The sequence below is a fragment of the Cupriavidus sp. C2SS-8b genome (genome assembly GCF_057073745.1).
This window is the reverse complement of record NZ_CP172716.1, coordinates 2,961,348-2,983,221: the sequence shown is the minus strand read 5'-3', so window position 1 is coordinate 2,983,221 and position 21,874 is coordinate 2,961,348. Positions and strand designations below refer to the sequence as shown.

Here is a 21,874-nt window from a genome sequence, read left to right as displayed (position 1 = left end):
ATCGATGCAGTTGCTGTTCGAAGAAGGCGGCGAGATTCGCGCCGGCACCGTGCTGACCCAGCAGGGCGAGGCCTACCAGGTCGAATTGCCGGCCGGCAAGCGCACCAAGGTCAAGTCCCGCGACGTGCTGCTGCAGTTTGCGCAGCCGTCGGCGATCGAACTGGTGCGCCAGACCGGCGAGATGACCGCCGAGATCGACCTCGACTTCCTGTGGGAATGCGCGCCCGAAGCCGAATTCGGCTTTCCCGAGTTGGCGGCCGAATACTACGGCGCGGATGCCGGCCCCGTGCAGCAGGCGGCGCTGGCCATGGCGCTGCATGGCAACCCGGTGTATTTCCGCCGCAAGGGCCGCGGGCGCTACCAGCGCGCGCCGGAAGACCAGCTCAAGGCCGCCCTGGCCGCGGTCGAGCGCAAGAAGCAGCAGGCTCTGCTGCAAACCGAATACGAAGACCAGCTCAAGGCGCTGACTCTGCCGGAGCCGTTCCGCAACAAGGTGCTGCAACTGCTGTTCAAGCCGGACAAGAACAGCCTCGAATACAAGGCGATGGATGCCGCGTGCACGGCGCTCGGCATGACCCCGATGCGCCTGATGGTAAGCGCCGGCGGCGTGGCCAGCGCGCGCGCGCTGCACGAGGCCAAGTTCCTCGCCGAGTGTTTCCCGAAGGGCACGGGCTTCCCGGACATCGACGTCCCCGAGCCGCAGGCCGACCTGCCCGTGGCCGACGTGCAGGCGTTTTCGATCGACGATGTGACCACCACCGAGATCGACGACGCGCTGTCGGTCACCGAGCTGCCCGACGGCAAGTTGCGCGTGGGCATCCATATTGCCGCGCCCGCGCTGGGCATCCGCCGCGGCGAGCCGCTCGACGTGATCGCGCGCAATCGTCTGTCCACGGTCTACTTCCCGGGCGACAAGATCACCATGCTGCCCGACGCCGTGGTCGAGCGCTACACGCTGCAGGAGGGCCGCCAGTGCCCCGCGCTGTCGCTCTACGTGACGGTCGAGACACAGTTCTGGCAAGTGGTCAGCAGCGAGACGCGCGCCGAGATGGTCATGATCGCGGCCAACCTGCGCCACAACCTGCTCGATGATGTCATCACCGAGGCGTCGCTGGCCGACGGCACCGGCGACTATCCGTTCCGCGCCGAACTCACGCGGCTGTGGCACTTTGCCGGCGCGCTGCATGACGAGCGCCAGAAAGCCCGCCTGGCCAGCGGCCTGCGGCCCGAATCGCACAGCCGCGCGGACTTCAACTTCTACCTGGACGACCAGGCCGATGGCAGCCAGCGCGTGCGCATCGAGCAGCGCAAGCGCGGCTCGCCGCTCGACAAGATCGTGGCCGAGCTGATGATCCTGGCCAACAGCACGTGGGGCAAGCTGCTGGCGGACAACGGCGTGCCGGGCATCTACCGGACGCAGAAGGCCTGGGGCATGCACCGCACCCGCATGCAGACCTATCCGGCGCCGCACGAAGGCCTGGGCGTGGCGCAATACGCGTGGAGTACTTCACCGCTGCGCCGCTATGTCGACCTGGTCAACCAGTGGCAGATCCTGGCGGTGGCGCAGCATGGCATCACGGCCAAGCTGGTGGCGCCGTTCAAGCCGAAGGACGCCGACCTGCTGGCCGCCGTGGCGGATTTCGAAGGCACCTACGCGGCCTATGCCGACCACCAGTCCACCATGGAGCGCTACTGGTGCCTGCGCTGGCTGCAGCAGGAAAACCGCGAGCGCATGATGGCCAGCACGCTCAAGGAAGGCGCGGTGCGCTTCATGGAGATCCCGCTGGTCACGCGCGTGCCGGAACTGGTGCAGGCCCAGCGCGGCACGCAGGTGCTGCTGGAGATTGGCGCCATCGACGAGATCTCGCTCGATGTGTCGTGCCGGGTGCTTGAAGTGTTCGCCGGGGAAGGCGCCTTGCCCGAGGAAGAACTCGAAAGCGACGAGGAAGCCGCTGAAGTCTCGGCGGAAGCCGCGGCCGAGATGGCGGCCGAAGACGCCGCCAAGCAGTCCGCGGAAGGCGCCGAGCCCGCCGCAGGGGAAGCCGGTGAACCGGCCGGAGAGGGCAGTGGCGACGGGGCGTCTGCCGCGCGCGACACCATGTTGCCCGGCCAGGGCTGATCCCTTCGGAAAAGCCGGCGGCTCACATACAATGCCCTTCTGACCCGGCGCCGCCGCCGGGCCGGGGGCGCATGGCGACATGCTGCCCCGGCGGATCTTCCAAGCGATTCCCCCAAGCCATTGTCCAGCCAGCTCTCCATCGTGAACGCCGCACTCGTCGATCCCCGCCACTGGTGGCACGCCAGCAATACGCTGGTCAAGGCGCTGGCCATCTCGGTCGCGGTGCACCTGGTGCTGCTGATGGTGCGGATTGCGGCGCCCGAGGTGTTCGAGATCAAGCGTATGGACGCGGCGCTGGACGTGGTGCTGGTCAATTCCAAGTCCGCGCAGAAGCCGCGCAACCCGACCGTGCTGGCGCAGGCCAACCTCGATGGCGGCGGCGACCACGACCAGCAGCGCGCCACCACGCCGCTGCCGGCGCAGACCGTGTCGCAGGACGGCGACCTGGTGCGCCAGGTGCAGCGCCGCGTCGAGCAGCTCGAGCAGGAACAGCAGCGCCTGATGACGCAGACGCGCGAAGCCGCCCCGTCGGTGCGCAGCCAGCCGCTCAAGCCGGGCGAGCAGCGCCAGGACACGCCGCTGCGCGGCCAGGACGAGCGTACCTCCACAGACGAGATGGCGAAGCTGGAAGCGGAAATCGGCCGCAACCTTGAGCAATATGCCAAGCGGCCCAAGCGCTACCAGCTCACCGCCACCAGCGCACGCGAGGTCGACTACGCCCAGTACTATGATCGCCTGCGCCACCGGATCGAGGCGCGCGGCACCAAAGATTTCCCGCAGCGCAACGGCAAGCCGCTATATGGCCAGCTGATCCTGGTGATCAACGTGAACCGCCTGGGCAAGCTTGGCTACAACCGCGACGGCTACAACGTCGACGCCATCGACGTGGTCAAGAGCTCGGGCGATCCGGCGCTGGACCGCCAGGCCGTCGCCATCGTCCGCGCTGCCGCGCCGTTCGGCCCGTTCACGGCCGAGATGGCGGCGCGCCAGGACATCCTTGAAGTCATTTCCACATTCAAGTTCTCGCGCAGCGGTCTGGAAACCCGCTTGCAGGCCCGCTGATGACATCCACTGAATCCTCCCAGCTTGCTGACCGCTACGTCGTGGTCGGCAACCCCGTTGCGCACAGCCGCTCCCCATTCATCCACGCCGCGTTTGCGCAGCAGACCGGCGAGGCCGTCGAGTACAGCCGGCTGGAAGCACCGCTCGACGCGTTCGCCGAGACCGTGCGCGCGTTCCTGGAGGGCGGTGGCCACGGTTTCAACGTGACGGTGCCGTTCAAGCTGCAGGCCTATGACCTGGCCGATCGCCTGACGGAGCGCGCGGAAGCTGCCGGCGCGGTCAACACGATGTGGATCGAGGACGGGCTGATCCACGGCGACAACACCGATGGCATTGGCCTGGTGCGCGACATCCAGGACAACCTCGACACGCTGCTCGAAGGCAAGCGCGTGCTGCTGCTCGGCGCGGGCGGCGCGGCCATGGGTGCGATGCTGCCGCTGCTGGAATGCCGGCCGTCGCGCATCGTGGTGGCCAACCGCACGGCTTCGCGCGCGAGCGACATGCTGGAAGAGTTCGTGGAAGCCGCCGATGCCTTCGGCGTGGAGTTGTGGGGCGGCGGTCTCGATGCACTGGAGCACTTGTCCGAGGACGAGGCCTGCGACGTGGTCATCAATGCGTCGTCCAGCAGCCTGCATGGCGAACTGCCGCCTGTGCCGGATTTCCTGCTTGGCGAGGGCGTGCTGGCCTACGACATGATGTACGGCGCCGAGCCGACCGTATTCCTGCGCCATGCCGCGCAATGCGGCGCGCGCACGGCCGACGGGCTGGGCATGCTGGTCGAGCAGGCCGCCGAGGCCTTCTACATCTGGCGCGGCGTACGTCCGCGCACTGCGCCCGTGCTGGCCGACCTGCGCGCCGCGCTGCAGGCCGAGCGCAAGGGCTGAACCACTGCCTGCGCCCGTGGCCACCCGACAGCGCACCGTGCGCGCCGCCGGCACGGCATTCGCCCCGATGCGCTGGGCTGGCTACCTGATTGCCTGTGTAGCGGCCGGCATCCTGGCGATGCAGGCCTACTTTTTCCTGCAGATCGCGGCCTGGCAATACGTGACGCCATCGTCCACGTCATTCATGCGCGCCGAGCGCTGGCGCCTGTGCGGCTTCAAGGTCTGGAACTGCGAGATTGACCGCCGCTGGGTGCCGTACGACCAGATTTCGCGCAACCTCAAGCGCGCGGTCATCGCGAGCGAGGATGCGGACTTCGTCAACCATCCCGGCTACGAGATCGACGCCATGCTCGATGCCTGGGAGCGCAACAAGAAGCGCGGCCGCGTCGTGCGCGGCGGTTCGACCATCACGCAGCAGCTCGCCAAGAACCTGTTCCTGTCGCCCGAGCAGCATTACCTGCGCAAGGGCCAGGAACTGGCCATTACATGGATGCTCGAGTTCTGGCTGGACAAGCAGCGCATCTTCGAGATCTACCTGAATTCTGTCGAGTGGGGCGAGGGCGTATTCGGCGCCGAAGCCGCGGCCCAGCACTACTTCCGCACCAGCGCGGGCAAGCTCGGCGTAGGCCAGGCCGCGCGCTTGGCGGCGGCGCTGCCGGCGCCGAAATGCTTCGACAAGAAGCAGTATTGCGCGAACGTACGCGTCAACTTCAAGGTGAAAGCGGGGATTATTGCGCGGCGGATGGGGGCAGCGACGCTGCCGGATTGAAAGCTCGCCTCTCAATAGGCGGTGGTTTTCTCCCTCTCCCGCGTGCGGGAGAGGGGCAGGCTGTGGTCGCTTCAGCCTCTCAGCTCAACCATCCCTTCCTGCGGAAATACACCAGCGGAATCGCCGCCGACACCGCCATCAGCACGATCGCCCACGGATACCCAGCAGCCCAATCCAGTTCCGGCATGAACTTGAAGTTCATGCCGTAGATGCTCGCGATCAGCGTGGGCGGCATCAGCGCCACCGACACCACCGAGAACAGCTTGATGATCTTGTTCTGGTTGATGTTGATGAAACCGACGGTCGCGTCCATCAGGAAGTTGATCTTGTCGAACAGGAACGCGGTGTGGTTCTCGATCGAGTCGATGTCGCGCAGGATCTGGCGGGCCTCGTCCTGCTGCTCGGCCGACAGCAGCTGGCTGCGCATCAGGAACGACACCGCGCGCCGGGTGTCCATGACGTTGCGGCGGATGCGGCCGTTCAGGTCTTCCTCGCGCGCGATGGTTTCCAGCACGTCGGCGGCGGCGGCGTCGGTCACGTTCTCGGCCAGCACGCGGCGGCTCGCTTCTTCGAGGCGTTCGTAGACTTCCTCGATCGAATCGGCCGAGTATTCGGCATCGGTCGCGTACAGGTCCATCAGCACGTCCTTGGCGTTGCGCACCGAGCCCGGGCGCATGCGCGCGCGCAACCGCACCAGGCGGAACACCGGCAGGTCTTCGTCGTGGATGGAGAACAGCACGTCGCGCGTGAGCACGAAGGCCACGCGCACGTTGCGCGACGCTTCTTCCTCGTCGAGCAGGAAGTCGGTGCGGATATGGATGTTCTCGTCCTCGCCTTCGAAATAACGCGCGGACGCTTCCAGGTCGCCCAGGTCCTCCAGTTCCGGCAGGGCTACGCCGTAGGTTTCCTTGATCCAGGCGAGTTCCTCGTCGTCGGGGCTGACGACGTCGATCCAGATCGGCTTGTGCTGAAGCAGCTCGCTGCGCTCGTCGACCTGCTCCTGGGCAAGCCGGCCTTTTTGCAGGACGAACAGGTTGATCATCCCCGGGATTCCTTATTGCTGATGCTGATTGCGACGAAAAAACAATGACAAGCGCGAAGACAAGCGCAGGCAGGCTCGCCGCATCCCAGGTGGTGTCCGGACCGGTTCAGTGCGGAATCACGGGCAAGCGTGATCGCGCTGCGCGGACGGCATCAGGCCGGCGGGCGCAAGGCGATGGCGTTTGCCTGGGGTGGCTGGCAAGCCGGGAGAGGGAAGATCCGCAATGGCACGGCACGCGCTGCGGCGGCCGTCGGCGATACGGAAAAACACTCGCCCGCATGGATTCTGCGGGCGATGCGACGAGGCGGGAGCGCGCGGCGGCTCCGGCGGTTCGTCTACGCAGCCCGCAGTGACATGGCATCCGACGAAGCTGCGTTAACTGTGTTACCGCGGCAACTCGAACACCCGATGCTACTGCCCACGTAGTTTCTCCGGGATTGTGATGGCCGCGAGTGTAGCCCAACGCGGGGGGGCTTGTTAAGTGAAATCTCCACGCGCGGCACCGGCCTGCAGGCGTCGCCGCAACAGTGGCACCAGCATCACCGACGACAGTGCCGCGAACATCAGCGCAATCGCCGTGTAGTCCTGCCAGTGCGGCTGCTCGCCGAGCATCCACATGCCCGAAAACACGCCGACCACGGGAATGAACATGACCGACAGGCTCGATACCACCGGCGGCAGGTTGCGCGCCAGCGCGAACCAGACCAGGTGGCAGTAGGCGAATACCACCACGGCGTTGTAGGCGATGGCACCCCATTCGGCAGCATTCGGCATGCGCCAGCCGGTCTCCAGCAACAGCGTGCCCGCGGCCAGGAAGGGCAGGGTGACCGTCAGCATCCAGAACGTGAGCGTGCCGATCGGGATGTCGATTTGCGTGCGCTTCATGAGTTGCGTGCCAAAGCCCCAGCCGGCCGCCGCCGCAAGCATCAGCAAGGTGCCGGCCGGGCTGCCGGTCAGCGCGCGGATCTCGCCGGACAGCAGCAGGACGGTGCCGGCCAGCGCGCAGCCGATGCCGACCCAGGCCGACGCGCCGATGCGGTCGCGATACAGCACCAGGCCCCACACCACGGCCCAGATCGGCATGGTGTAGCCGAGGATCGCGGCGCGTCCGGACGACAGCATCTTGACCGCGCAGATCGCCAGCAAGTGCCAGAACACCATGTTGGGGATGGCCAGCTTGACGATGGTGGCCCATTGCGCGCGCGGCACGCGCAGCGATTCACCGCGCACGCGCAGCGCCAGGCCCAGCGCCACCACGCCGCCGGCCATGCAGAGCAGCCGGAAGCCCATGGCGGGGAAATGCGCCACGCCGATTTTCATGATGGGCCAGTTGACGCCCCAGGCAATGGTCAAGACGACCAGCAGGAGGAGGCCGCGGCGATCGAGAGACATGGCATGCATGGCGGGTGTGTATCACGCCGCTCTTTGTTTTGACTTTGAGCGCGAAACGATAGCATGCAGCGGGTAAAATTGCCGGAAACGACATATGCTGCGTAGAGGAGGGGCCTATCCGTCCCAGCGCCCCAGCCCGCAGCGACCGGTCGCCCGCCCTGTGCAGGCGGCGCCGGAGCCAACAGGATATCGAGTAGCCCATGACCTTTATCGAGCAGCTGTCTGCCGCCTGGCAGCGCAACGATTCCCTCCTCTGCGTCGGACTCGATCCCGATCCGCAGAAGTTGCCGCTGTCCCTGACCGGGGCGGGCGGCGCGATCTTCTCCTTCTGCCGCGAGATCGTCGACGCCACCGCCGACCTGGTCTGCGCATTCAAGCCGCAGATCGCCTACTTCCATTCGCAGCGCGCCGAAGACCAGCTCGAGCAGCTGATCCACTATATCCATGACGCCCACCCAGGCATCCCGGTGATCCTGGACGCCAAGCGCGGCGATATCGGCTCCACCGCCGAGCATTACGCCAGCGAAGCGTTCGAACGCTACAAGGCCGATGCGGTGACCGTCAGCCCCTATATGGGTTTCGACTCGATGCAGCCGTACCTGGCCTATCCGGACCGCGGCGTGATCGTGCTGTGCCGGACGTCCAACCCTGGCGGATCGGACGTACAGTTCCTGCAGGTGGATGGCAAGCCGCTTTACCAGCTGGTAGCCGAGGCCGCCAGGGAGCGCTGGAACACCACCGGCCAGATGGGCCTGGTGGTCGGCGCCACCTTCCCGAACGAGATCGCGCGCGTGCGTCAGATTGTTGGCGACATGCCCTTGCTGATCCCGGGCATCGGCGCGCAGGGCGGTGATATCGAGGCCACCGTCAAGGCTGGCCGCACGGCGGATGGCACCGGCATGATGATCAATTCGTCGCGCGCCATCCTCTATGCCAGCCGCGAGAAGGATTTCGCGACCGCGGCGCGCAATGTGGCGATGCAGACGCGCGATGTCATCAATCGCTATCGGCACGGCTGAGCCGCGCCGGGCAGGCGCAAAGCGCCGTGACAACTGAAAAGGCCGCGCCCTAACAGGCGCGGCCTTTGTCGTTTCAGGCCTCGTTGCGCACCAGCTCAAGCAGGCCGCGCATGGCGTGCTCAGCCGCCTGGCGGCGGATCTGCGCGCGGTCGCCCTTGAAGCGCTGGGTCTCGGTGCGCGTGGTAATGCGGTTGCTCCAGCCGAAACAGACCATGCCGACCGGCTTGTCGGCGGTGCCGCCATTGGGCCCGGCCACGCCCGTGATCGACAGCGATACTTGTGCGCGGCTGTTGAGCAGCGCGCCCTCGGCCATCGCCCTGGCGACTTCCTCGCTGACGGCGCCGTGGTCGCGGATCAGCTTGGCGGGCACGCCGATCATCGTGCTCTTCGCCTCGTTCGAGTAGGTGACAAAGCCGCGCTCGAACCAACCGGACGAGCCGGAGACATCGGTGATGGCCGCGGCCACCAGCCCGCCGGTGCAGGACTCGGCCGTGGCCAGCATCAGCGATCTTTCGGCGAGGGCGACGCCGGCCTGGATGGCAAGTTGATCGAGCAAGCGGCTGATGGACATAGGTGAAAGTTGCCTGGCAATGGAAGGGGCTTGGCGGATGAACCGTCGTGCAAGCGTGGCAAGGGTGTCAGAACGAGCGCCACAGCGCGAACACCAGCAGGGTGTAGAACGCCGCGAAGATGTCGTCGAACATCACGCCGAACGCGCCGCGCAGCCCCGGGCCCTTGAGCGAGCGGTCGTAATAGGCGATCGGCGCTGGCTTGGCGATATCGAACAGCCGGAACCACAGGAAGGCGGCAAACTGGCCCCAGAGGCCCGTGGGCATGACGAACGTCAGCACCAGCCAGAACGCGATGATCTCGTCCCAGACCATGCTGCCGTGATCGTGCACGCCCATGTCGCGCGCGGTGCGCGCGCAGGCCCACAGCCCGACCAGGAAGCCGGCGCCGATGATCCACAGCCAGGTGGTCGGCTCGATCCACAGCGAGATCACGGCAAAGGACAGCCACCCGTAGAGCGTGCCCACGGTACCGGGGCTGACCGGCGACAGGCCGGAGCCGAAGCCGAGGGCGATCAGGCGTGCCGGGTGCGCCAGCATGAAGCGGGCCGTGGGCCGGGTCACCTTGGCGGTTTGCCCGGCTTCGAGTGTCATGGCGGGGTCGCGCGGCGCGGCCGCGGGAGGGGAGGTCGACATCAGGATTTGGCTCGTGTGCTTATGTTTTATGTCTGCGGCGCCTTGCGTGCCAGTTTCCCGGGTTCCCTCCCGGGTTTGCCGACGCTGACGATGCCGGCATCATGACACGGTCGTATGCCGCTGTCAGGACGAGGCGAAGTGGTCGAAGCTGGCGCCGGCGTAGGTCACCGGGCTGCCATGGCGGTCGACCAGTCGTAATCCTGGCTCGGGCGTGATCGCGCCGACCCGAGTCAGTGGCAGTTCCAGGCGCTCGGCGATCGCGGCGATGGCTTCGCGGTTGCCGATGGGCGCGGTGAAGCAGAGTTCGTAGTCGTCGCCGCCGGCCAGCACGCATTCGCGCTGCAAGGCTTCGGGCTGGCTGGCCAGCACTTCCGAGCGCGGCAGCGCATCGACATCAAGCAGTGCGCCGACCTGCGAGCGCGCCAGGATATGGCCGAGATCGCCGATCAGCCCATCGGAAATATCGAGTGCGGCATGCGCCATGCCACGGAGCGCCAGGCCCAGCGCGATCCGCGGGGACGGGGTTTCCATGCGCGGGCGCACGCGGCTGAAGTCCGGTTCGGGGAGCAGCCACTCGCCACGGCAGTCGCCGAGGGCCAGGCGGGCATCGCCAAGCGTGCCGGAGACCCAGATATCGTCGCCGGGACGCGCGGCGTCGCGCCGCAGCGCGGCGCGCTGCGGCACATCGCCAAATACGGTCAGGCTGAGCGTAAGCGGGCCGCGCGTCGTGTCGCCGCCGATCAGTTCGCACCCGTGGGCGTCGGCCAGTGCCAGCATGCCTGCAGCCAGTTCCTCCAGCCAGGCGGGATCGGCCTCGGGCAGCGCCAGTGCCAGCGTGAACGCGCGCGGCTCGGCGCCCATGGCCGCCAGGTCGGACAGGTTGACCGCCAGCGCCTTGTGCCCGAGCGCGCGGGGCGGCACATCGGCAAAGAAATGCCGGCCGCTGACCAGCATGTCGGTGCTGATGGCGAGATGATGGCCGGGCCGCGGGTCGATCAGCGCGCAGTCGTCGCCCACGCCGAGCACCGCTTTGCGCACCGGCCGGGTGAAGAAGCGGCGGATCAGGTCGAACTCGGAGAGCTGCGCGCGGCGGATCGTGGACATGGGATTAAGCGGGCCAGGGCGGCGCCGGCGCAAAAAAGGCGGATCGGGACAAGGATGCTGCCTGCCAGGGGGCTCGGCAAGATACCGCAGCGGGCGGCAGCAGTGACTGTTGCTTGCTGTTCAAGGCCTGCGGCTTGGGGCATATTGTACCGAATCACAATGCTGGTCCTCGCAAAATGCTTATTGTGAAATAATATTTCACAATGTAAAATGCCAGGTCCAGAGGAAGAGATGGGCGGGCACGTGGAGCCGGTCCGCCATCATCCCGAAGCCACGTCAACTGACGGCTCCACCGATTGGAATATGCGCCGATGACCAGCCCTCAGCAGTCCCCGTCCCAAGACGATCTGAAACAACAGCAGCGTGAGGCGCTGCGCAAAGCGGCGCTCGAGTACCACGAGTTTCCGACGCCTGGGAAGATCTCCGTCACGCCGACCAAGCCGCTGTCCAACCAGCGCGACCTGGCCCTGGCCTATTCGCCGGGCGTCGCGGCTGCCTGCGAGGAAATCGTCGCCGATCCGGCGAACTCGTTCCGCTACACCGCGCGCGGCAACCTGGTGGCCGTGATCACCAACGGCACCGCCGTGCTGGGCCTCGGCGATATTGGCGCCGCGGCGTCCAAGCCGGTGATGGAAGGCAAGGCCGGCCTGTTCAAGAAGTTTGCCGGCATCGATGTCTTCGACATCGAAATCGACGAAAAAGACCCCGAAAAGCTGGTGCAGGTCATTGCCGCGCTGGAACCGACCTTCGGCGGCATCAACCTCGAAGACATCAAGGCGCCGGAGTGCTTCTACGTGGAGCGCACGCTGCGCGACAAGATGAAGATCCCCGTCTTCCACGATGACCAGCACGGCACCGCCATCGTGGTCGCCGCCGCCGTCATCAACGGCCTGACGGTGGTGGGCAAGGACATCAAGAAGGTCAAGCTGGTGGCCTCGGGCGCGGGCGCTGCGGCGCTGGCCTGCCTGGACCTGCTGGTGGACCTGGGCCTGCCCATCGAGAATATCTGGGTGACCGACCTGGCCGGCGTGGTCTATGAAGGCCGTACCGAGCTGATGGATCCGGAAAAGGCACGCTTCTGCCAGAGGACCGACAAGCGCAAGCTTGGCGAGGTGATCGACGGCGCCGACATCTTCCTGGGCCTGTCCGCCGCTGGCGTGCTCAAGCAGGAGATGGTCCAGCGCATGGCCGACAAGCCGCTGGTGCTGGCACTGGCGAACCCGAACCCCGAAATTGCGCCGGAACTGGTCAAGGAAGTCCGCCCGGACGCCATCATGGCCACCGGCCGCACCGACTACCCGAACCAGGTCAACAACGTCCTGTGCTTCCCGTTCATCTTCCGCGGTGCGCTCGATTGCGGTGCGACCACCATCACGCGCGAGATGGAAATCGCCGCTGCCAACGCGATCGCCGAACTGGCGCGCCAGGAGCAGAGCGATATCGTCGCCTCGGCCTACGGTATCCAGGACCTGTCGTTCGGCCCGGAATACCTGATCCCGAAGCCGTTCGACCCGCGCCTGATCGTGTGGGTGGCCCCGGCCGTGGCGGAAGCCGCCATGAAGTCCGGCGTGGCCTCGCGTCCGATCGAGGACATGGACGCCTACCGCCTGCAGCTGCAGCAGTTCGTGTACCACTCGGGCACGCTGATGAAGCCGATCTACGCCGCCGCCCGCAAGGTCGAGATGGCGAAGAAGCGCATCGTCTTCGCCGAGGGCGAGGAAGAGCGCGTGCTGCGCGCCGTGCAGGTGATCGTCGATGAAAAGCTGGCCAACCCGATCCTGATCGGCCGCCCGGCAGTGCTGCAGCACCGCATCGAGCGCTTCGGCCTGCGTCTGCGCCCGGGCGTGGACTTCACCGTGGTCAATCCCGAGCACGACGATCGTTTCCGCGACTACTCCGATACCTACTACCGGACCATGGCGCGCGAAGGCGTGACGCCGCAATACGCCAAGCTCGAACTGCGTCGGCGCACCACGCTGATCGGCGCGATGCTGGTCAAGAAGGGCGAAGCCGACGGCATGATCTGCGGTACCGTCAGCAACACCGCGGCGCATCTGCGCTACATCGACCAGGTGCTTGGCGGTACCAACAAGGTCTACGCAGCCATGAACGGCCTCGTGCTGCCGGGCCGCCAGATCTTCCTGGTCGATACGCACGTGAACGTCGACCCGACCGCCGACGAACTGGCCGAGATCACGCTGATGGCCGCGGAAGAGCTCAAGCGCTTTGGCATCGAACCCAAGGTGGCGCTGCTGTCGCACTCGAATTTCGGCTCGTCCGAAGCGCCGTCGGCGCGCAAGATGCGAGATACGCTGGCGATCCTGCGCGAACGCGCGCCGGAACTCGAGATCGATGGCGAGATGCATGGCGACAGCGCGCTCGACCAGAAGCTGCGCGACAGCCTGGTGCCGGACGGCTCGCTCAAGGGCGAAGCCAACCTGCTGGTCTGCCCGAACATCGACGCGGCCAATATCTCGTACAACCTGCTGAAGGTTGCGGCGGGCAACAACGTCGCCATCGGGCCGATCCTGCTGGGCGTGAAGGCGCCGGTGCACATCCTGACGCCGTCGGCGACGGTGCGCCGCATTGTCAACATGACCTCGCTGGTCGTGGTCGACTCCGCCGCCAAGCGCTAAGCCGAATCCGGCTCAGTGTGGTGAAAAAGCCGGGCTTGCCCGGCTTTTTTTGGGCCTTGAAACTACCCGTTAGTATGCGCACACATCCTATTAACACATTGAAATAATTGAGGATTTTGCGCTGGCGGTGGGCCGGGATTGATTAATTTCCTGCATGCGCGTACCCTTACACCTTTGATGCAGGCGCTCGCCACGAGCGCTCCGGTGAGGTCGGCGGCTAGCAAGCCGGCCAGGGTGGCCCGGACAACTTGTCTACCCAGCAGGCGGCAGGCTCGATTTCCGGTTCAACCAAGACAGACCAACGTGGGTTCCCAGATTCCCCTGATTCAGCAGCGGCAACCGTGGCCGTTGCGCGGCCGGCGCGTGCTGGCCAGCACCCTGTCGGGCATGGTCCTGGCGCTGGCATGCATCCAGCCGTCACTGGCAAGGCAGCAGGCCGAGGGACTCCCGGGAACCATTGCCGTGCAGCAATTGCCCAATGAAGCACGGCAAACGCTGGAGCGCATTGAGGCCGGCGGCCCGTATCCCTATGAGAAGGACGGCTCGCGGTTCGGCAATTACGAACGTATCCTCCCTCAACAACAACGCGGTTATTACCGTGAATATACGGTCAAGAGCCCGAGCAGCCGGAACCGGGGAGCAAAGCGGATTATTTGCGGCGGCGACCAGCGCGCGGCGAACGACTGCTATTACACAGAAGACCACTACAACAGCTTCAAACGGATAACCAAATGATGACTGACATTTTCGGATTGGGCGACGCCCTTGCCGCCCGCGAGGAGCGCGGCGCCGGAGATGGCTGGCAGCGGGCGCAGCACCAGGCCCAGAACCTTTACGACAATGTGCTGATGATGCCGCGCCAAGAGCTCACGCACAAACTTCCGCCCGCCGCTCCGGCCGCCGTGCCGGCCATCGCGAGCTGGGCCGACGGGGCCGAGGGAGCCATGAACCTGTTCAAGTCGGTGCGCCCGAACATTGTCCAGTCGATCCGCGCGTTCCGCGTGCCCGACCTCGCCCAGGCGGCCGCCGAGCTTGGCCAGCATTTCCTGTATGCGAACTGCGCCCATTGCGCGAGCAAGGCGGAGATCCTGGAAACCATCGCGACATCGTTCACGTTCCCCAAGCATTTCGGCAAGAACTTCGACGCGCTGGCCGATTGCCTGACCGACATGATTCACAAGGCCGGGCAGCAGCCGGGCTTCGTGATCGTGCTGGAAGGCCTGCCGATCGCGCAGAAGTTCGACAAGGAAGCGCGCGAGGTCCTGCTGGACGTATTCCGCGACGCGGCCGAGTTCTGGGGCGAGCGCAAGGTCCAGTTCCGCGTGTTCTATTCGTTTGCCTGATTAGCGGTTCGCTGCGCGGGGTCGAAGGCTCCGGTCGGACATGAAATAGCAAAGCCCGCGATCGTCACCGACGATCGCGGGCTTTGGCTTTCTTACGGACCTGACTGCGGAGCGTTCAGGATTGCGATGGCAAGTGCCCGTGCGGGGTCAGCCGGTCGATCAGTTCGGGCAGGCCTTCGCTGAGCTGAGCCGCCACGTCGTCCTGCGACATGCCGGTGGAGTTGGCCAGCGATTCGAGCGCGCCAGTGTCGCCTAGCGCATTGCTCAGGGCTGATGGCGTCACGGGCTGGTTGCTTCCCGCGCCAATCCACGAATCGACCTGTTCGCCGAGGCCAGCCTGCGCGAGCACATCGCGCAATGCACCGATGCCACCGGCCGCGGCGCCGAGCGCCTGGCTGTTGGCCGGCGCGCCACCCTGGCCTCCGAGCAGCCCACCGAGCAGCGAGCCGAGATCCAGGCCGCCGCTGGCGCCGCCACCCGCACCGCCGGCCAGCCCGCCGAGCAAGCCGCCGAGGCTTCCCAGTCCGCCAAGCCCGTCATCCTGCCCCGGCTGCGCCGTGCCTTCCGTTGCGCCGCCCCCCTTGTGGCGCATCGCCATCATGGCGAGCAGCCCGAGCGCCATCATCAGCTTCGGGTTCAGGCCGCCGGCGCTTTGGCCCTCTCCCTCGCCCTGGCGCGCGCCGCCGAGTTGCCCGAGCACTCCGCCCAGCACGCTATCGAGTAATCCCATGATCGACTCCTCTTCAAGAAGGACGGCTTGCGCCGCCGTCAAAATCCGCCAAGCAAGGCGTTCAGCGTAGCCAGGCAAGCCAGCCCGGCGGTTTCGGTCCGCAGGATGCGCGGGCCGAGTGACACGGCGGTGAAGCCGGCATGCAGCGCCGCCTCTTCTTCTTCTGGCGCCAGGCCGCCTTCCGGTCCGACCAGCAGCGTGATGCCGCCGGCCAGCAGCGTTTCCCGGTTTGCCGCGGCGTAGGCGGGAAGCGACTGAACCGCGCGCGGCGACACCAGCAGCCGCGCGCTTTCGCCCGGCGCGCGCAGCCAAGTATCCAAGTTAGCTACCGGCGCGACTGGCGGCAAGCGATTGCGTCCGCATTGCTCGCAGGCGGCTTCGACCAGGGCCTGCCAGTGCGCCTGCCGCTTCTGCGCGCGCTCGCCGCTCAGCCGCACGACCGAGCGCGCGGCCTGCAACGGCTGGATCGCCGCCACGCCAAGCTCGACAGCCTTCTCGATCAGCCAGTCCATCTTGTCGCCGCCGGCCAGTCCTTGCGCTAGCGTGACGCGGAACGGCGGCTCGGCTTCGGTAATGTCGTGATCGCCGACGCGCGCGAGCGCGTGGCGCTTGCCCAGTTCGGTCAGGGTGGCGGCATGGCTGCCCCCACGCCCGTCGAAGAGGGTCATGGCGTCGCCGGTCTCCAGGCGCAGCACCTGCACGTGGCGGACGACGGCTTCGGGCAGCGCGAAATCGGTACCGGCGGCAAGCGCCGCCTCGGCGCTGCCGACAAAGAAACGGGGTGGCATCAGCTTGTCTTGCTTTCCTGGTTGGCGGCGACGGGTTTGCCGAAACCCCAGCGGTAGCCGTCCTGGTCTTCCACCATGCAGTAGCGGTCGCCCCAGAACTGGTCGGCCGGCTCCATCAGGCTGATGGCGCCGCCGGCGACGGCTTGCGCGTGCATGGCGTCGACGTCATCGCAATAGACGTAAAAGGTCTGCGGGCACTCCACGCCGAGCGAGCGCGGCGTGCGTGCCGTGCTGCCCCACGCGCCCTCGGGCGCGAACATCACGATCAGCTCGCCCTGGTAATGCATCTCGACGTGGGTGGGCACGCCGTTTTCGTCGACCACGTTGGCCGCCGCGAAGCCGAAGGCGCGCTGGTAGAAGTCCAGGGCTGCGCGTGCGTTGCTGACGGTCAGGTAAGGGGTGAGCCTCGGGGTATTGGCCGGTCTCGTCATGATCGTCTCCTGTCGGGAAACCTGGCGCTGCCAAACGGCACGCGGTGCGAGAGTGCATCTTACGCGTGCCGGAGAGCGCTGTCGAAGTCCACACCCCGATGGGGAAAGTGCGGCAACGGCAATATGCAGGCGCCGCCGCGCTTGTGCGATTACCGCCCCGCGCCCGACCTGCCAGCTCCCGCCGCTACGGCCGGATTTGCCCCCGGTATCTGTTAAAATTGCGGTTTTCCTGCCGCCAGGCCCAGCGCCATTACGCCCGCATGTCCGCCCTCGCTCATCCCGCCACAAGTCCTTTCGCTTCCCAGCCAGCCAAGCTGATGGCCGACGCCATTCGCGTGCTTGCCATGGACGCCGTCCAGCAAGCCAATTCCGGCCATCCGGGCGCGCCGATGGGCATGGCCGATATCGCCGTGGCGCTGTGGGGCCGCCACCTGAAGCACAACCCGGCCAACCCGCACTGGGCCGACCGCGACCGCTTCGTGCTGTCCAACGGCCACGGCTCGATGCTGATCTACGCGCTGCTGCACCTGACCGGCTATGACCTGCCGATCGAAGAGCTGAAGAACTTCCGCCAGCTCCACAGCAAGACTGCGGGCCACCCCGAATACGGCATTACCCCCGGCGTTGAAACGACCACTGGCCCGCTGGGCCAGGGCATCACCAACGCCGTTGGCATGGCGCTGGCCGAACGCCTGCTGGGCGAGGAATTCAACCGCCCGGGCTTCGACATCGTCAACCACCACACCTACGTGTTCCTGGGCGATGGCTGCCTGATGGAAGGCATCAGCCACGAGGCCTGCTCGCTGGCCGGCACGCTCAAGCTGAACAAGCTCATCGCGATGTGGGATGACAACGGCATCTCGATCGACGGCGACGTGGTGCACTGGTTCAACGACGACACCCCGAAGCGCTTCGAAGCCTACGGCTGGAACGTGATCCGTGGCATCGACGGCCACGACGTGACCGCCGTCGACCTCGCCATCGCGCAGGCCAAGGCGAGCGACAAGCCGACCCTGATCTGCTGCCGCACCAAGATCGGCAAGGGCGCGCCGAACAAGGAAGGCGGCCACGATGTGCACGGCGCGCCGCTGGGCGGCGCCGAAGTGCTGGCCACGCGCGAGGCGCTGGGCTGGGCCCATGCCCCGTTCGAAGTGCCGGCCGAGGTCTACGACGCCTGGGACGCCAAGGCTACGGGCCAGGCCCTGGAAAAGGCCTGGACCGCGCTGTTCGACGGCTACGCCGACCGCCATCCGTACGAAGCCGGCGAATTCCAGCGCCGCATGCGTGGCGAACTGCCGGAGGCATTCGACGCTGCCGTCGACGCCTTCATCGCAAAGTGCGAGGAAAAGGCCGAGACCATCGCCACCCGCAAGGCCAGCCAGAACACCATCGAGGCCTTCGGCCCGGTGCTGCCCGAGTTCCTCGGCGGCTCGGCCGACCTGACCGGCTCGAACCTGACCAACTGGTCGGGCAGCCAGCCGGTGCGCGTCGATGCCTGGGGCAACCACATCAACTATGGCGTGCGCGAATTCGGCATGAGCGCCATCATGAACGGCATCGCGCTGCATGGCGGCTATATCCCCTACGGCGCCACGTTCCTGACGTTCTCGGACTACAGCCGCAACGCGCTGCGCATGGCGGCGCTGATGAAGATTCGCTCGCTGTTCGTGTTCACGCACGATTCCATCGGCCTGGGCGAGGACGGCCCGACGCACCAGTCGATCGAGCACGTCGCCAGCCTGCGCCTGATCCCGAACCTGGACGTCTGGCGTACCGCCGACACCACCGAGACCGCCGTGGCCTGGGCCCAGGCCGTGCGCCGCGAGAACGGCCCGAGCTGCCTGATCTTCAGCCGCCAGAATCTGCCGTTCCAGCAGCGCGACGACGCGACCCGCGCCAATATCGCCCGCGGCGGCTATGTGCTGCGCGACGGTACCAACGCGAAGACCGGTCGTCCTGACGCGGTCATCCTCGCCACCGGCTCGGAAGTCGGCCTGGCTGTCGGCGCCGCCGACCAGCTGGCGATCGAAGGCGTGCATGTGCGTGTGGTGTCGATCCCGTCGACGAGCGTGTTCGACAAGCAGGACGCCGCCTACAAGGCCAGCGTGCTGCCCGCGGGCGTGCCGCGCGTGGCCGTGGAAGCGGGTGTGACGGATTTCTGGTGGAAATATCAGGTCCAGGCTGTTGTGGGCATCGACACCTTTGGCGAATCGGCTCCGGCGGGTGTGCTGTTCAAGCACTTTGGCTTCACCGTCGACAACGTGGTCCGGACCGTCAAAGACACGTTGCAATAACTTTCCGGCGGACAATCCGACGCCCCAGTTTTCTAGCATCAGGCATCTCAGGAGATAAACATGACCATCAAGATCGGCATCAACGGCTTCGGCCGCATCGGACGCATGGTGTTCCGCGCCGCCGCCGCGAACTTCAAGGACATCGAAGTCGTTGCCATCAACGACCTGCTCGAGCCCGACTACCTGGCGTACATGCTGAAGTACGACTCGGTGCACGGCCGTTTCGACGGTGAAGTGTCGGTCGACGGCAACACGCTGGTCGTCAACGGCAAGAAGATCCGCCTGACGGCCGTCAAGGACCCGTCCGAGCTGAAGTGGGGCGAAGTCGGCGCCGACGTGGTGATCGAGTCGACCGGCATCTTCCTGACCAAGGAAGGCGCGCAGAAGCACCTCGACGCAGGCGCCAAGAAGGTGATTATGTCGGCCCCGTCCAAGGACGATACCCCGATGTTCGTGTACGGCGTGAACCACGAGACGTACAAGGGCGAAGCGATCATCTCGAACGCCAGCTGCACCACGAACTGCCTGGCCCCGGTGGCCAAGGTGCTGAACGACAAGTGGGGCATCAAGCGCGGCCTGATGACCACCGTGCACGCCGCCACCGCCACGCAGAAGACCGTTGACGGCCCGTCCAACAAGGACTGGCGCGGCGGCCGCGGCATCCTGGAAAACATCATCCCGTCGTCGACCGGTGCTGCCAAGGCCGTTGGCGTGGTGATCCCGCAGCTGAACAAGAAGCTGACCGGCATGTCGTTCCGCGTGCCGACCTCGGACGTGTCCGTGGTCGACCTGACCGTCGAACTGGAAAAGTCGGCGTCGTACGAAGAAATCTGCGCCGAGATGAAGGCCCAGAGCCAGGGCGCGCTGAAGGGCGTGCTGGGCTACACCGAAGACAAGGTCGTTGCCACGGACTTCCGCGGCGATGCACGCACCTCGATCTTCGACGCGGAAGCCGGCATCGCGCTGGACGGCACCTTCATCAAGGTCGTGAGCTGGTACGACAACGAGTGGGGCTATTCGAACAAGTGCCTGGAAATGGCGCGTGTCGTGGCCAAGTAAGCCCGCTTGCCTGTCATAAAAACGCGCCTTCGGGCGCGTTTTTTGTTTTGAGCGCGCCGCTGTAGACAGCGGCCTGCGCCGCAGGGCCGGCCCAGGCACGGTTCGGAGTTTCATGAAAGTAGGCGAAATTTGCCCATAGTGAGTGGAAAATGCCGACCATTGTCAGGAGCGAAATGCCGAATCTGCTTTCCGCTGCCGTTTTTTCCACTTACACTGATAACGAGCCGTTGATATCTGATGTGCAGCCAGTGCAAGTCGCGGGGCCATCTTTGTTGAGAATAAATCGGAACAGGGCCTGATCATGGTGAACGTTGACACCAAGCTTCTTGTGATTTTCACCGAACTGCTGAGCAAGCGGAACGCGACCTATGTCGCGGAGAAAATGCACATGACGGCCCCGGCCGTATCGCATTCGCTGGGCCGGCTGCGCGAGATCTTCGACGATCCGCTCTTTATCCGCGTGCCGCACGGTCTGACGCCGACGCCGCGCGCGCTGGAACTGGGCCCCAAGATCCGCGACATGCTGGACCTGTGGTCGTCAATCAATGAAGGCGACGCCGACAATTTCGACCCGGCGATCGCGACGGGTACCCTGAGCATTGGTTTCGCTGCCGAACTTGGCGATACAGTGTTCAATCGCTTCGTACTGCGCATCAAGCAGCTGGCGCCCGAGTTGCATATCAAGCTGGTCGAATCGCATTCATGGGAAAGCGACGTGGCTTCAATGCGCGCCAACGAGCTTGACCTGGCGTTTTCACCGTTCCCGACGCGGCACCCGGAAATCGTCGAGGAAATGGTCACGTCGCTGAGCCTGTGGGTCTGCGCGCGCAAGAACCATCCCCTGCTGAAAGGCCAGTGCACGCTGGAGCAGTATCTCGATTGCGGCCATATCTTCATGGCGCACTCGGGTGGCGCCGGCCGGCCCGCGCCGTCGCTGATTCCGCTGGACTACGCACTGCAGCAGCGCGGACTGAAGCGCAATGCCACGCTGACCGTGCATTCGTGGCGCGCGCAGGCCGAACTCGCCGCGCAGACGGACCTGATCTTCACGGTCAATGCCCTGACCAAGGACATGGCTTGCGAAACCTATGGTCTCAAGGCGTTCCCGCTGCCCGCCGAGCTGAACACCACGGTAGGCCTGAATATGTTCTGGCACCGCAGCCGCAACACGCATCCGATGCTGGTCTGGGCGCGCGGCCTGTTCCGCCAGGTGGTCGGTGAGTTCGTCGGCGTGCCCGCGGCCAGGCCGCTGCGCGTGGTGGCTGAACAGGACGTCGAAGCGCCCTGACGGGTGCCGCACGGCGGACCCATGAAAAAACCGGCGCCTGGGCGCCGGTTTTTTCTTGCTTCCGTTCCGCCGCTACTGGCGCGACGGACGGCTTATCGTTTTGGTCTGTGGGGACAATCGATCTTGGTGCAATTGCCGTACAGCGACAATGCATGTTCCTGCAGTGCAAAGCCGCGCTCGCGCGCAATGCTTTGCTGGCGTTGCTCGATCTCGCCGTCGAAGAACTCTTCGACACGGCCGCAATCGAGACACACCAGGTGGTCGTGGTGCTTGCCTTCGTTGAGTTCGAAGATGGCCTTGCCGGATTCGAAGTTATTGCGCGAAAGCAGGCCCGCTTGCTCGAACTGCGTGAGCACACGGTAAACGGTCGCCAGGCCGATATCCATATGCTCGTTGAGCAGGATTCGGTAGACGTCTTCAGCGCTCAGATGGCGCTGTTCACTGGTCTGAAAAATCTCAAGGATCTTCAGCCTGGGCACGGTCGCCTTCAGGCCGATATTCTTGAGCTCCGCCGGACTCGGCATGGGCGTGACTCCCTAGAGTACAATGTCTGGATAGTTGAATCATAAGGGTTTTGGCGACAAAAGTCGCCCGGTGCCAAGGCCAGCGAAGGCGGCTTCAGCCCGCCGGATGCCGTGGCAGACCAGGCACCGCCGCACGGCGGAAATGCGCCTGCCGGCACTTTCCTTTCCCTCTGGAAGCGAGATCA

21 protein-coding genes are annotated in these 21,874 nt (G+C 65.7%); 11 read left to right on the top strand and 10 right to left on the bottom strand.

Features of this window, described 5'->3' with window-relative positions; all coding sequences use genetic code 11:
* Nucleotides 1–4: 4 nt before the first annotated feature.
* From ACIGJB_RS13810 to mtgA, 4 genes are all read left to right on the top strand, one after another.
* Nucleotides 5–2,119 carry a ribonuclease catalytic domain-containing protein gene (locus tag ACIGJB_RS13810; protein WP_483730339.1) on the top strand — a complete coding sequence of 705 codons (2,115 nt, stop codon included), beginning with the start codon at nucleotides 5–7 and terminating at the stop codon, nucleotides 2,117–2,119.
* 192 nt (nucleotides 2,120–2,311) lie between these two features.
* Nucleotides 2,312–3,181: an energy transducer TonB gene (locus ACIGJB_RS13805; protein WP_483732327.1), complete on the top strand. Its 870-nt coding sequence runs from the start codon at nucleotides 2,312–2,314 to the stop codon at nucleotides 3,179–3,181.
* Nucleotides 3,181–4,065, top strand: coding sequence for a shikimate dehydrogenase (gene aroE, locus ACIGJB_RS13800; RefSeq protein ID WP_483730338.1), 885 nt, complete (start codon nucleotides 3,181–3,183; stop codon nucleotides 4,063–4,065). Before ACIGJB_RS13805 ends, aroE begins: the two co-directional genes overlap by 1 nt.
* Nucleotides 4,066–4,132: 67 nt before the next feature.
* Nucleotides 4,133–4,834: a monofunctional biosynthetic peptidoglycan transglycosylase gene (gene mtgA, locus ACIGJB_RS13795; RefSeq protein ID WP_483732326.1), complete on the top strand. Its 702-nt coding sequence runs from the start codon at nucleotides 4,133–4,135 to the stop codon at nucleotides 4,832–4,834.
* A gap of 79 nt (nucleotides 4,835–4,913) precedes the next feature.
* On the opposite strand, the gene corA is transcribed toward mtgA, so the two are convergent.
* The gene (corA, locus tag ACIGJB_RS13790) at nucleotides 4,914–5,876 is read right to left on the bottom strand and encodes a magnesium/cobalt transporter CorA (protein ID WP_483730337.1); all 963 of its coding nucleotides are present in this window, start codon (nucleotides 5,874–5,876) and stop codon (nucleotides 4,914–4,916) included.
* A gap of 477 nt (nucleotides 5,877–6,353) precedes the next feature.
* The gene (locus ACIGJB_RS13785) at nucleotides 6,354–7,268 is read right to left on the bottom strand and encodes a DMT family transporter (RefSeq protein ID WP_483730336.1); all 915 of its coding nucleotides are present in this window, start codon (nucleotides 7,266–7,268) and stop codon (nucleotides 6,354–6,356) included.
* Between the two features lie 200 nt (nucleotides 7,269–7,468).
* Between ACIGJB_RS13785 and pyrF the strand changes: the two genes are divergently transcribed.
* Nucleotides 7,469–8,287: an orotidine-5'-phosphate decarboxylase gene (gene pyrF / locus ACIGJB_RS13780; protein ID WP_483709262.1), complete on the top strand. Its 819-nt coding sequence runs from the start codon at nucleotides 7,469–7,471 to the stop codon at nucleotides 8,285–8,287.
* Nucleotides 8,288–8,360: 73 nt separating this feature from the next.
* Here the strand turns inward: pyrF and ACIGJB_RS13775 are convergent, their stop codons facing one another.
* From ACIGJB_RS13775 to thiL, 3 genes are all read right to left on the bottom strand, one after another.
* Nucleotides 8,361–8,858 carry a CinA family protein gene (locus ACIGJB_RS13775; RefSeq protein ID WP_483730335.1) on the bottom strand — a complete coding sequence of 166 codons (498 nt, stop codon included), beginning with the start codon at nucleotides 8,856–8,858 and terminating at the stop codon, nucleotides 8,361–8,363.
* 67 nt (nucleotides 8,859–8,925) lie between these two features.
* A complete protein-coding gene (locus ACIGJB_RS13770) occupies nucleotides 8,926–9,492 on the bottom strand; it encodes a phosphatidylglycerophosphatase A family protein (protein WP_483730334.1) in 567 nt (188 codons plus the stop codon).
* A gap of 123 nt (nucleotides 9,493–9,615) precedes the next feature.
* Nucleotides 9,616–10,596, bottom strand: coding sequence for a thiamine-phosphate kinase (gene thiL / locus ACIGJB_RS13765; protein ID WP_483730333.1), 981 nt, complete (start codon nucleotides 10,594–10,596; stop codon nucleotides 9,616–9,618).
* 311 nt (nucleotides 10,597–10,907) lie between these two features.
* On the opposite strand from thiL, the gene ACIGJB_RS13760 reads away from it, so the two are divergent.
* The 3 genes from ACIGJB_RS13760 (at nucleotide 10,908) to ACIGJB_RS13750 (ending at nucleotide 14,575) form a co-directional block, all read left to right on the top strand.
* Nucleotides 10,908–13,232: an NADP-dependent malic enzyme gene (locus tag ACIGJB_RS13760; protein WP_483730332.1), complete on the top strand. Its 2,325-nt coding sequence runs from the start codon at nucleotides 10,908–10,910 to the stop codon at nucleotides 13,230–13,232.
* Nucleotides 13,233–13,619: 387 nt separating this feature from the next.
* A complete protein-coding gene (locus ACIGJB_RS13755) occupies nucleotides 13,620–13,967 on the top strand; it encodes a guanyl-specific ribonuclease (protein WP_483732325.1) in 348 nt (115 codons plus the stop codon).
* Nucleotides 13,964–14,575 (top strand): barstar family protein, encoded by a 612-nt coding sequence (locus tag ACIGJB_RS13750; protein ID WP_483730331.1) that lies wholly within the window; start codon nucleotides 13,964–13,966, stop codon nucleotides 14,573–14,575. Before ACIGJB_RS13755 ends, ACIGJB_RS13750 begins: the two co-directional genes overlap by 4 nt.
* 115 nt (nucleotides 14,576–14,690) lie before the next feature.
* Here ACIGJB_RS13750 and ACIGJB_RS13745 read toward each other — a convergent pair whose 3' ends face one another.
* The 3 genes from ACIGJB_RS13745 to ACIGJB_RS13735 are packed head-to-tail and all read right to left on the bottom strand — an operon-like array spanning nucleotide 14,691 to nucleotide 16,524.
* On the bottom strand, nucleotides 14,691–15,305 hold the full coding sequence (locus tag ACIGJB_RS13745) for a YidB family protein (RefSeq protein ID WP_483730330.1): 615 nt from the start codon (nucleotides 15,303–15,305) through the stop codon (nucleotides 14,691–14,693).
* A gap of 38 nt (nucleotides 15,306–15,343) precedes the next feature.
* Nucleotides 15,344–16,093 (bottom strand): 16S rRNA (uracil(1498)-N(3))-methyltransferase, encoded by a 750-nt coding sequence (locus ACIGJB_RS13740; protein ID WP_483730329.1) that lies wholly within the window; start codon nucleotides 16,091–16,093, stop codon nucleotides 15,344–15,346.
* Complete coding sequence (locus ACIGJB_RS13735; RefSeq protein ID WP_483730328.1) at nucleotides 16,093–16,524, bottom strand: VOC family protein; 432 nt, start codon at nucleotides 16,522–16,524, stop codon at nucleotides 16,093–16,095. Before ACIGJB_RS13735 ends, ACIGJB_RS13740 begins: the two co-directional genes overlap by 1 nt.
* Nucleotides 16,525–16,784: 260 nt before the next feature.
* Here ACIGJB_RS13735 and tkt point away from each other — a divergent pair, with 260 nt between their 5' ends.
* Both tkt and gap read left to right on the top strand, forming a co-directional pair.
* The gene (gene tkt, locus ACIGJB_RS13730; protein ID WP_483730327.1) at nucleotides 16,785–18,818 is read left to right on the top strand and encodes a transketolase; all 2,034 of its coding nucleotides are present in this window, start codon (nucleotides 16,785–16,787) and stop codon (nucleotides 18,816–18,818) included.
* A 60-nt stretch (nucleotides 18,819–18,878) separates the two neighbouring features.
* The gene (gene gap, locus ACIGJB_RS13725; protein WP_483730326.1) at nucleotides 18,879–19,877 is read left to right on the top strand and encodes a type I glyceraldehyde-3-phosphate dehydrogenase; all 999 of its coding nucleotides are present in this window, start codon (nucleotides 18,879–18,881) and stop codon (nucleotides 19,875–19,877) included.
* Nucleotides 19,878–19,890: 13 nt separating this feature from the next.
* On the opposite strand, the gene ACIGJB_RS13720 is transcribed toward gap, so the two are convergent.
* Nucleotides 19,891–20,085 carry a hypothetical protein gene (locus ACIGJB_RS13720; protein WP_483730325.1) on the bottom strand — a complete coding sequence of 65 codons (195 nt, stop codon included), beginning with the start codon at nucleotides 20,083–20,085 and terminating at the stop codon, nucleotides 19,891–19,893.
* Between the two features lie 93 nt (nucleotides 20,086–20,178).
* Here ACIGJB_RS13720 and ACIGJB_RS13715 point away from each other — a divergent pair, with 93 nt between their 5' ends.
* A complete protein-coding gene (locus ACIGJB_RS13715) occupies nucleotides 20,179–21,165 on the top strand; it encodes a LysR family transcriptional regulator (RefSeq protein ID WP_483730324.1) in 987 nt (328 codons plus the stop codon).
* A 92-nt stretch (nucleotides 21,166–21,257) separates the two neighbouring features.
* Here the strand turns inward: ACIGJB_RS13715 and fur are convergent, their stop codons facing one another.
* Nucleotides 21,258–21,689 (bottom strand): ferric iron uptake transcriptional regulator, encoded by a 432-nt coding sequence (fur, locus tag ACIGJB_RS13710; RefSeq protein ID WP_483709247.1) that lies wholly within the window; start codon nucleotides 21,687–21,689, stop codon nucleotides 21,258–21,260.
* Nucleotides 21,690–21,874 lie beyond the last annotated feature (185 nt).

Excerpts from the sequence above, each read along its gene's own strand:
- ACIGJB_RS13810 (WP_483730339.1), top strand. The coding sequence starts at position 5 with ATGCAGTTGCTGTTCGAAGAAGGCGGCGAGATTCGCGCCGGCACCGTG.
- ACIGJB_RS13735 (WP_483730328.1), bottom strand. The coding sequence starts at position 16,524 with ATGACGAGACCGGCCAATACCCCGAGGCTCACCCCTTACCTGACCGTC.
- corA (WP_483730337.1), bottom strand. The coding sequence starts at position 5,876 with ATGATCAACCTGTTCGTCCTGCAAAAAGGCCGGCTTGCCCAGGAGCAG.
- thiL (WP_483730333.1), bottom strand. The coding sequence starts at position 10,596 with ATGTCCACGATCCGCCGCGCGCAGCTCTCCGAGTTCGACCTGATCCGC.
- mtgA (WP_483732326.1), top strand. The coding sequence starts at position 4,133 with ATGCGCTGGGCTGGCTACCTGATTGCCTGTGTAGCGGCCGGCATCCTG.
- ACIGJB_RS13750 (WP_483730331.1), top strand. The coding sequence starts at position 13,964 with ATGATGACTGACATTTTCGGATTGGGCGACGCCCTTGCCGCCCGCGAG.
- ACIGJB_RS13740 (WP_483730329.1), bottom strand. The coding sequence starts at position 16,093 with ATGCCACCCCGTTTCTTTGTCGGCAGCGCCGAGGCGGCGCTTGCCGCC.
- aroE (WP_483730338.1), top strand. The coding sequence starts at position 3,181 with ATGACATCCACTGAATCCTCCCAGCTTGCTGACCGCTACGTCGTGGTC.
- ACIGJB_RS13715 (WP_483730324.1), top strand. The coding sequence starts at position 20,179 with ATGGTGAACGTTGACACCAAGCTTCTTGTGATTTTCACCGAACTGCTG.
- ACIGJB_RS13775 (WP_483730335.1), bottom strand. The coding sequence starts at position 8,858 with ATGTCCATCAGCCGCTTGCTCGATCAACTTGCCATCCAGGCCGGCGTC.
- gap (WP_483730326.1), top strand. The coding sequence starts at position 18,879 with ATGACCATCAAGATCGGCATCAACGGCTTCGGCCGCATCGGACGCATG.
- pyrF (WP_483709262.1), top strand. The coding sequence starts at position 7,469 with ATGACCTTTATCGAGCAGCTGTCTGCCGCCTGGCAGCGCAACGATTCC.
- ACIGJB_RS13785 (WP_483730336.1), bottom strand. The coding sequence starts at position 7,268 with ATGTCTCTCGATCGCCGCGGCCTCCTCCTGCTGGTCGTCTTGACCATT.
- fur (WP_483709247.1), bottom strand. The coding sequence starts at position 21,689 with ATGCCGAGTCCGGCGGAGCTCAAGAATATCGGCCTGAAGGCGACCGTG.
- ACIGJB_RS13770 (WP_483730334.1), bottom strand. The coding sequence starts at position 9,492 with ATGTCGACCTCCCCTCCCGCGGCCGCGCCGCGCGACCCCGCCATGACA.
- tkt (WP_483730327.1), top strand. The coding sequence starts at position 16,785 with ATGTCCGCCCTCGCTCATCCCGCCACAAGTCCTTTCGCTTCCCAGCCA.
- ACIGJB_RS13745 (WP_483730330.1), bottom strand. The coding sequence starts at position 15,305 with ATGGGATTACTCGATAGCGTGCTGGGCGGAGTGCTCGGGCAACTCGGC.
- ACIGJB_RS13760 (WP_483730332.1), top strand. The coding sequence starts at position 10,908 with ATGACCAGCCCTCAGCAGTCCCCGTCCCAAGACGATCTGAAACAACAG.
- ACIGJB_RS13755 (WP_483732325.1), top strand. The coding sequence starts at position 13,620 with ATGGTCCTGGCGCTGGCATGCATCCAGCCGTCACTGGCAAGGCAGCAG.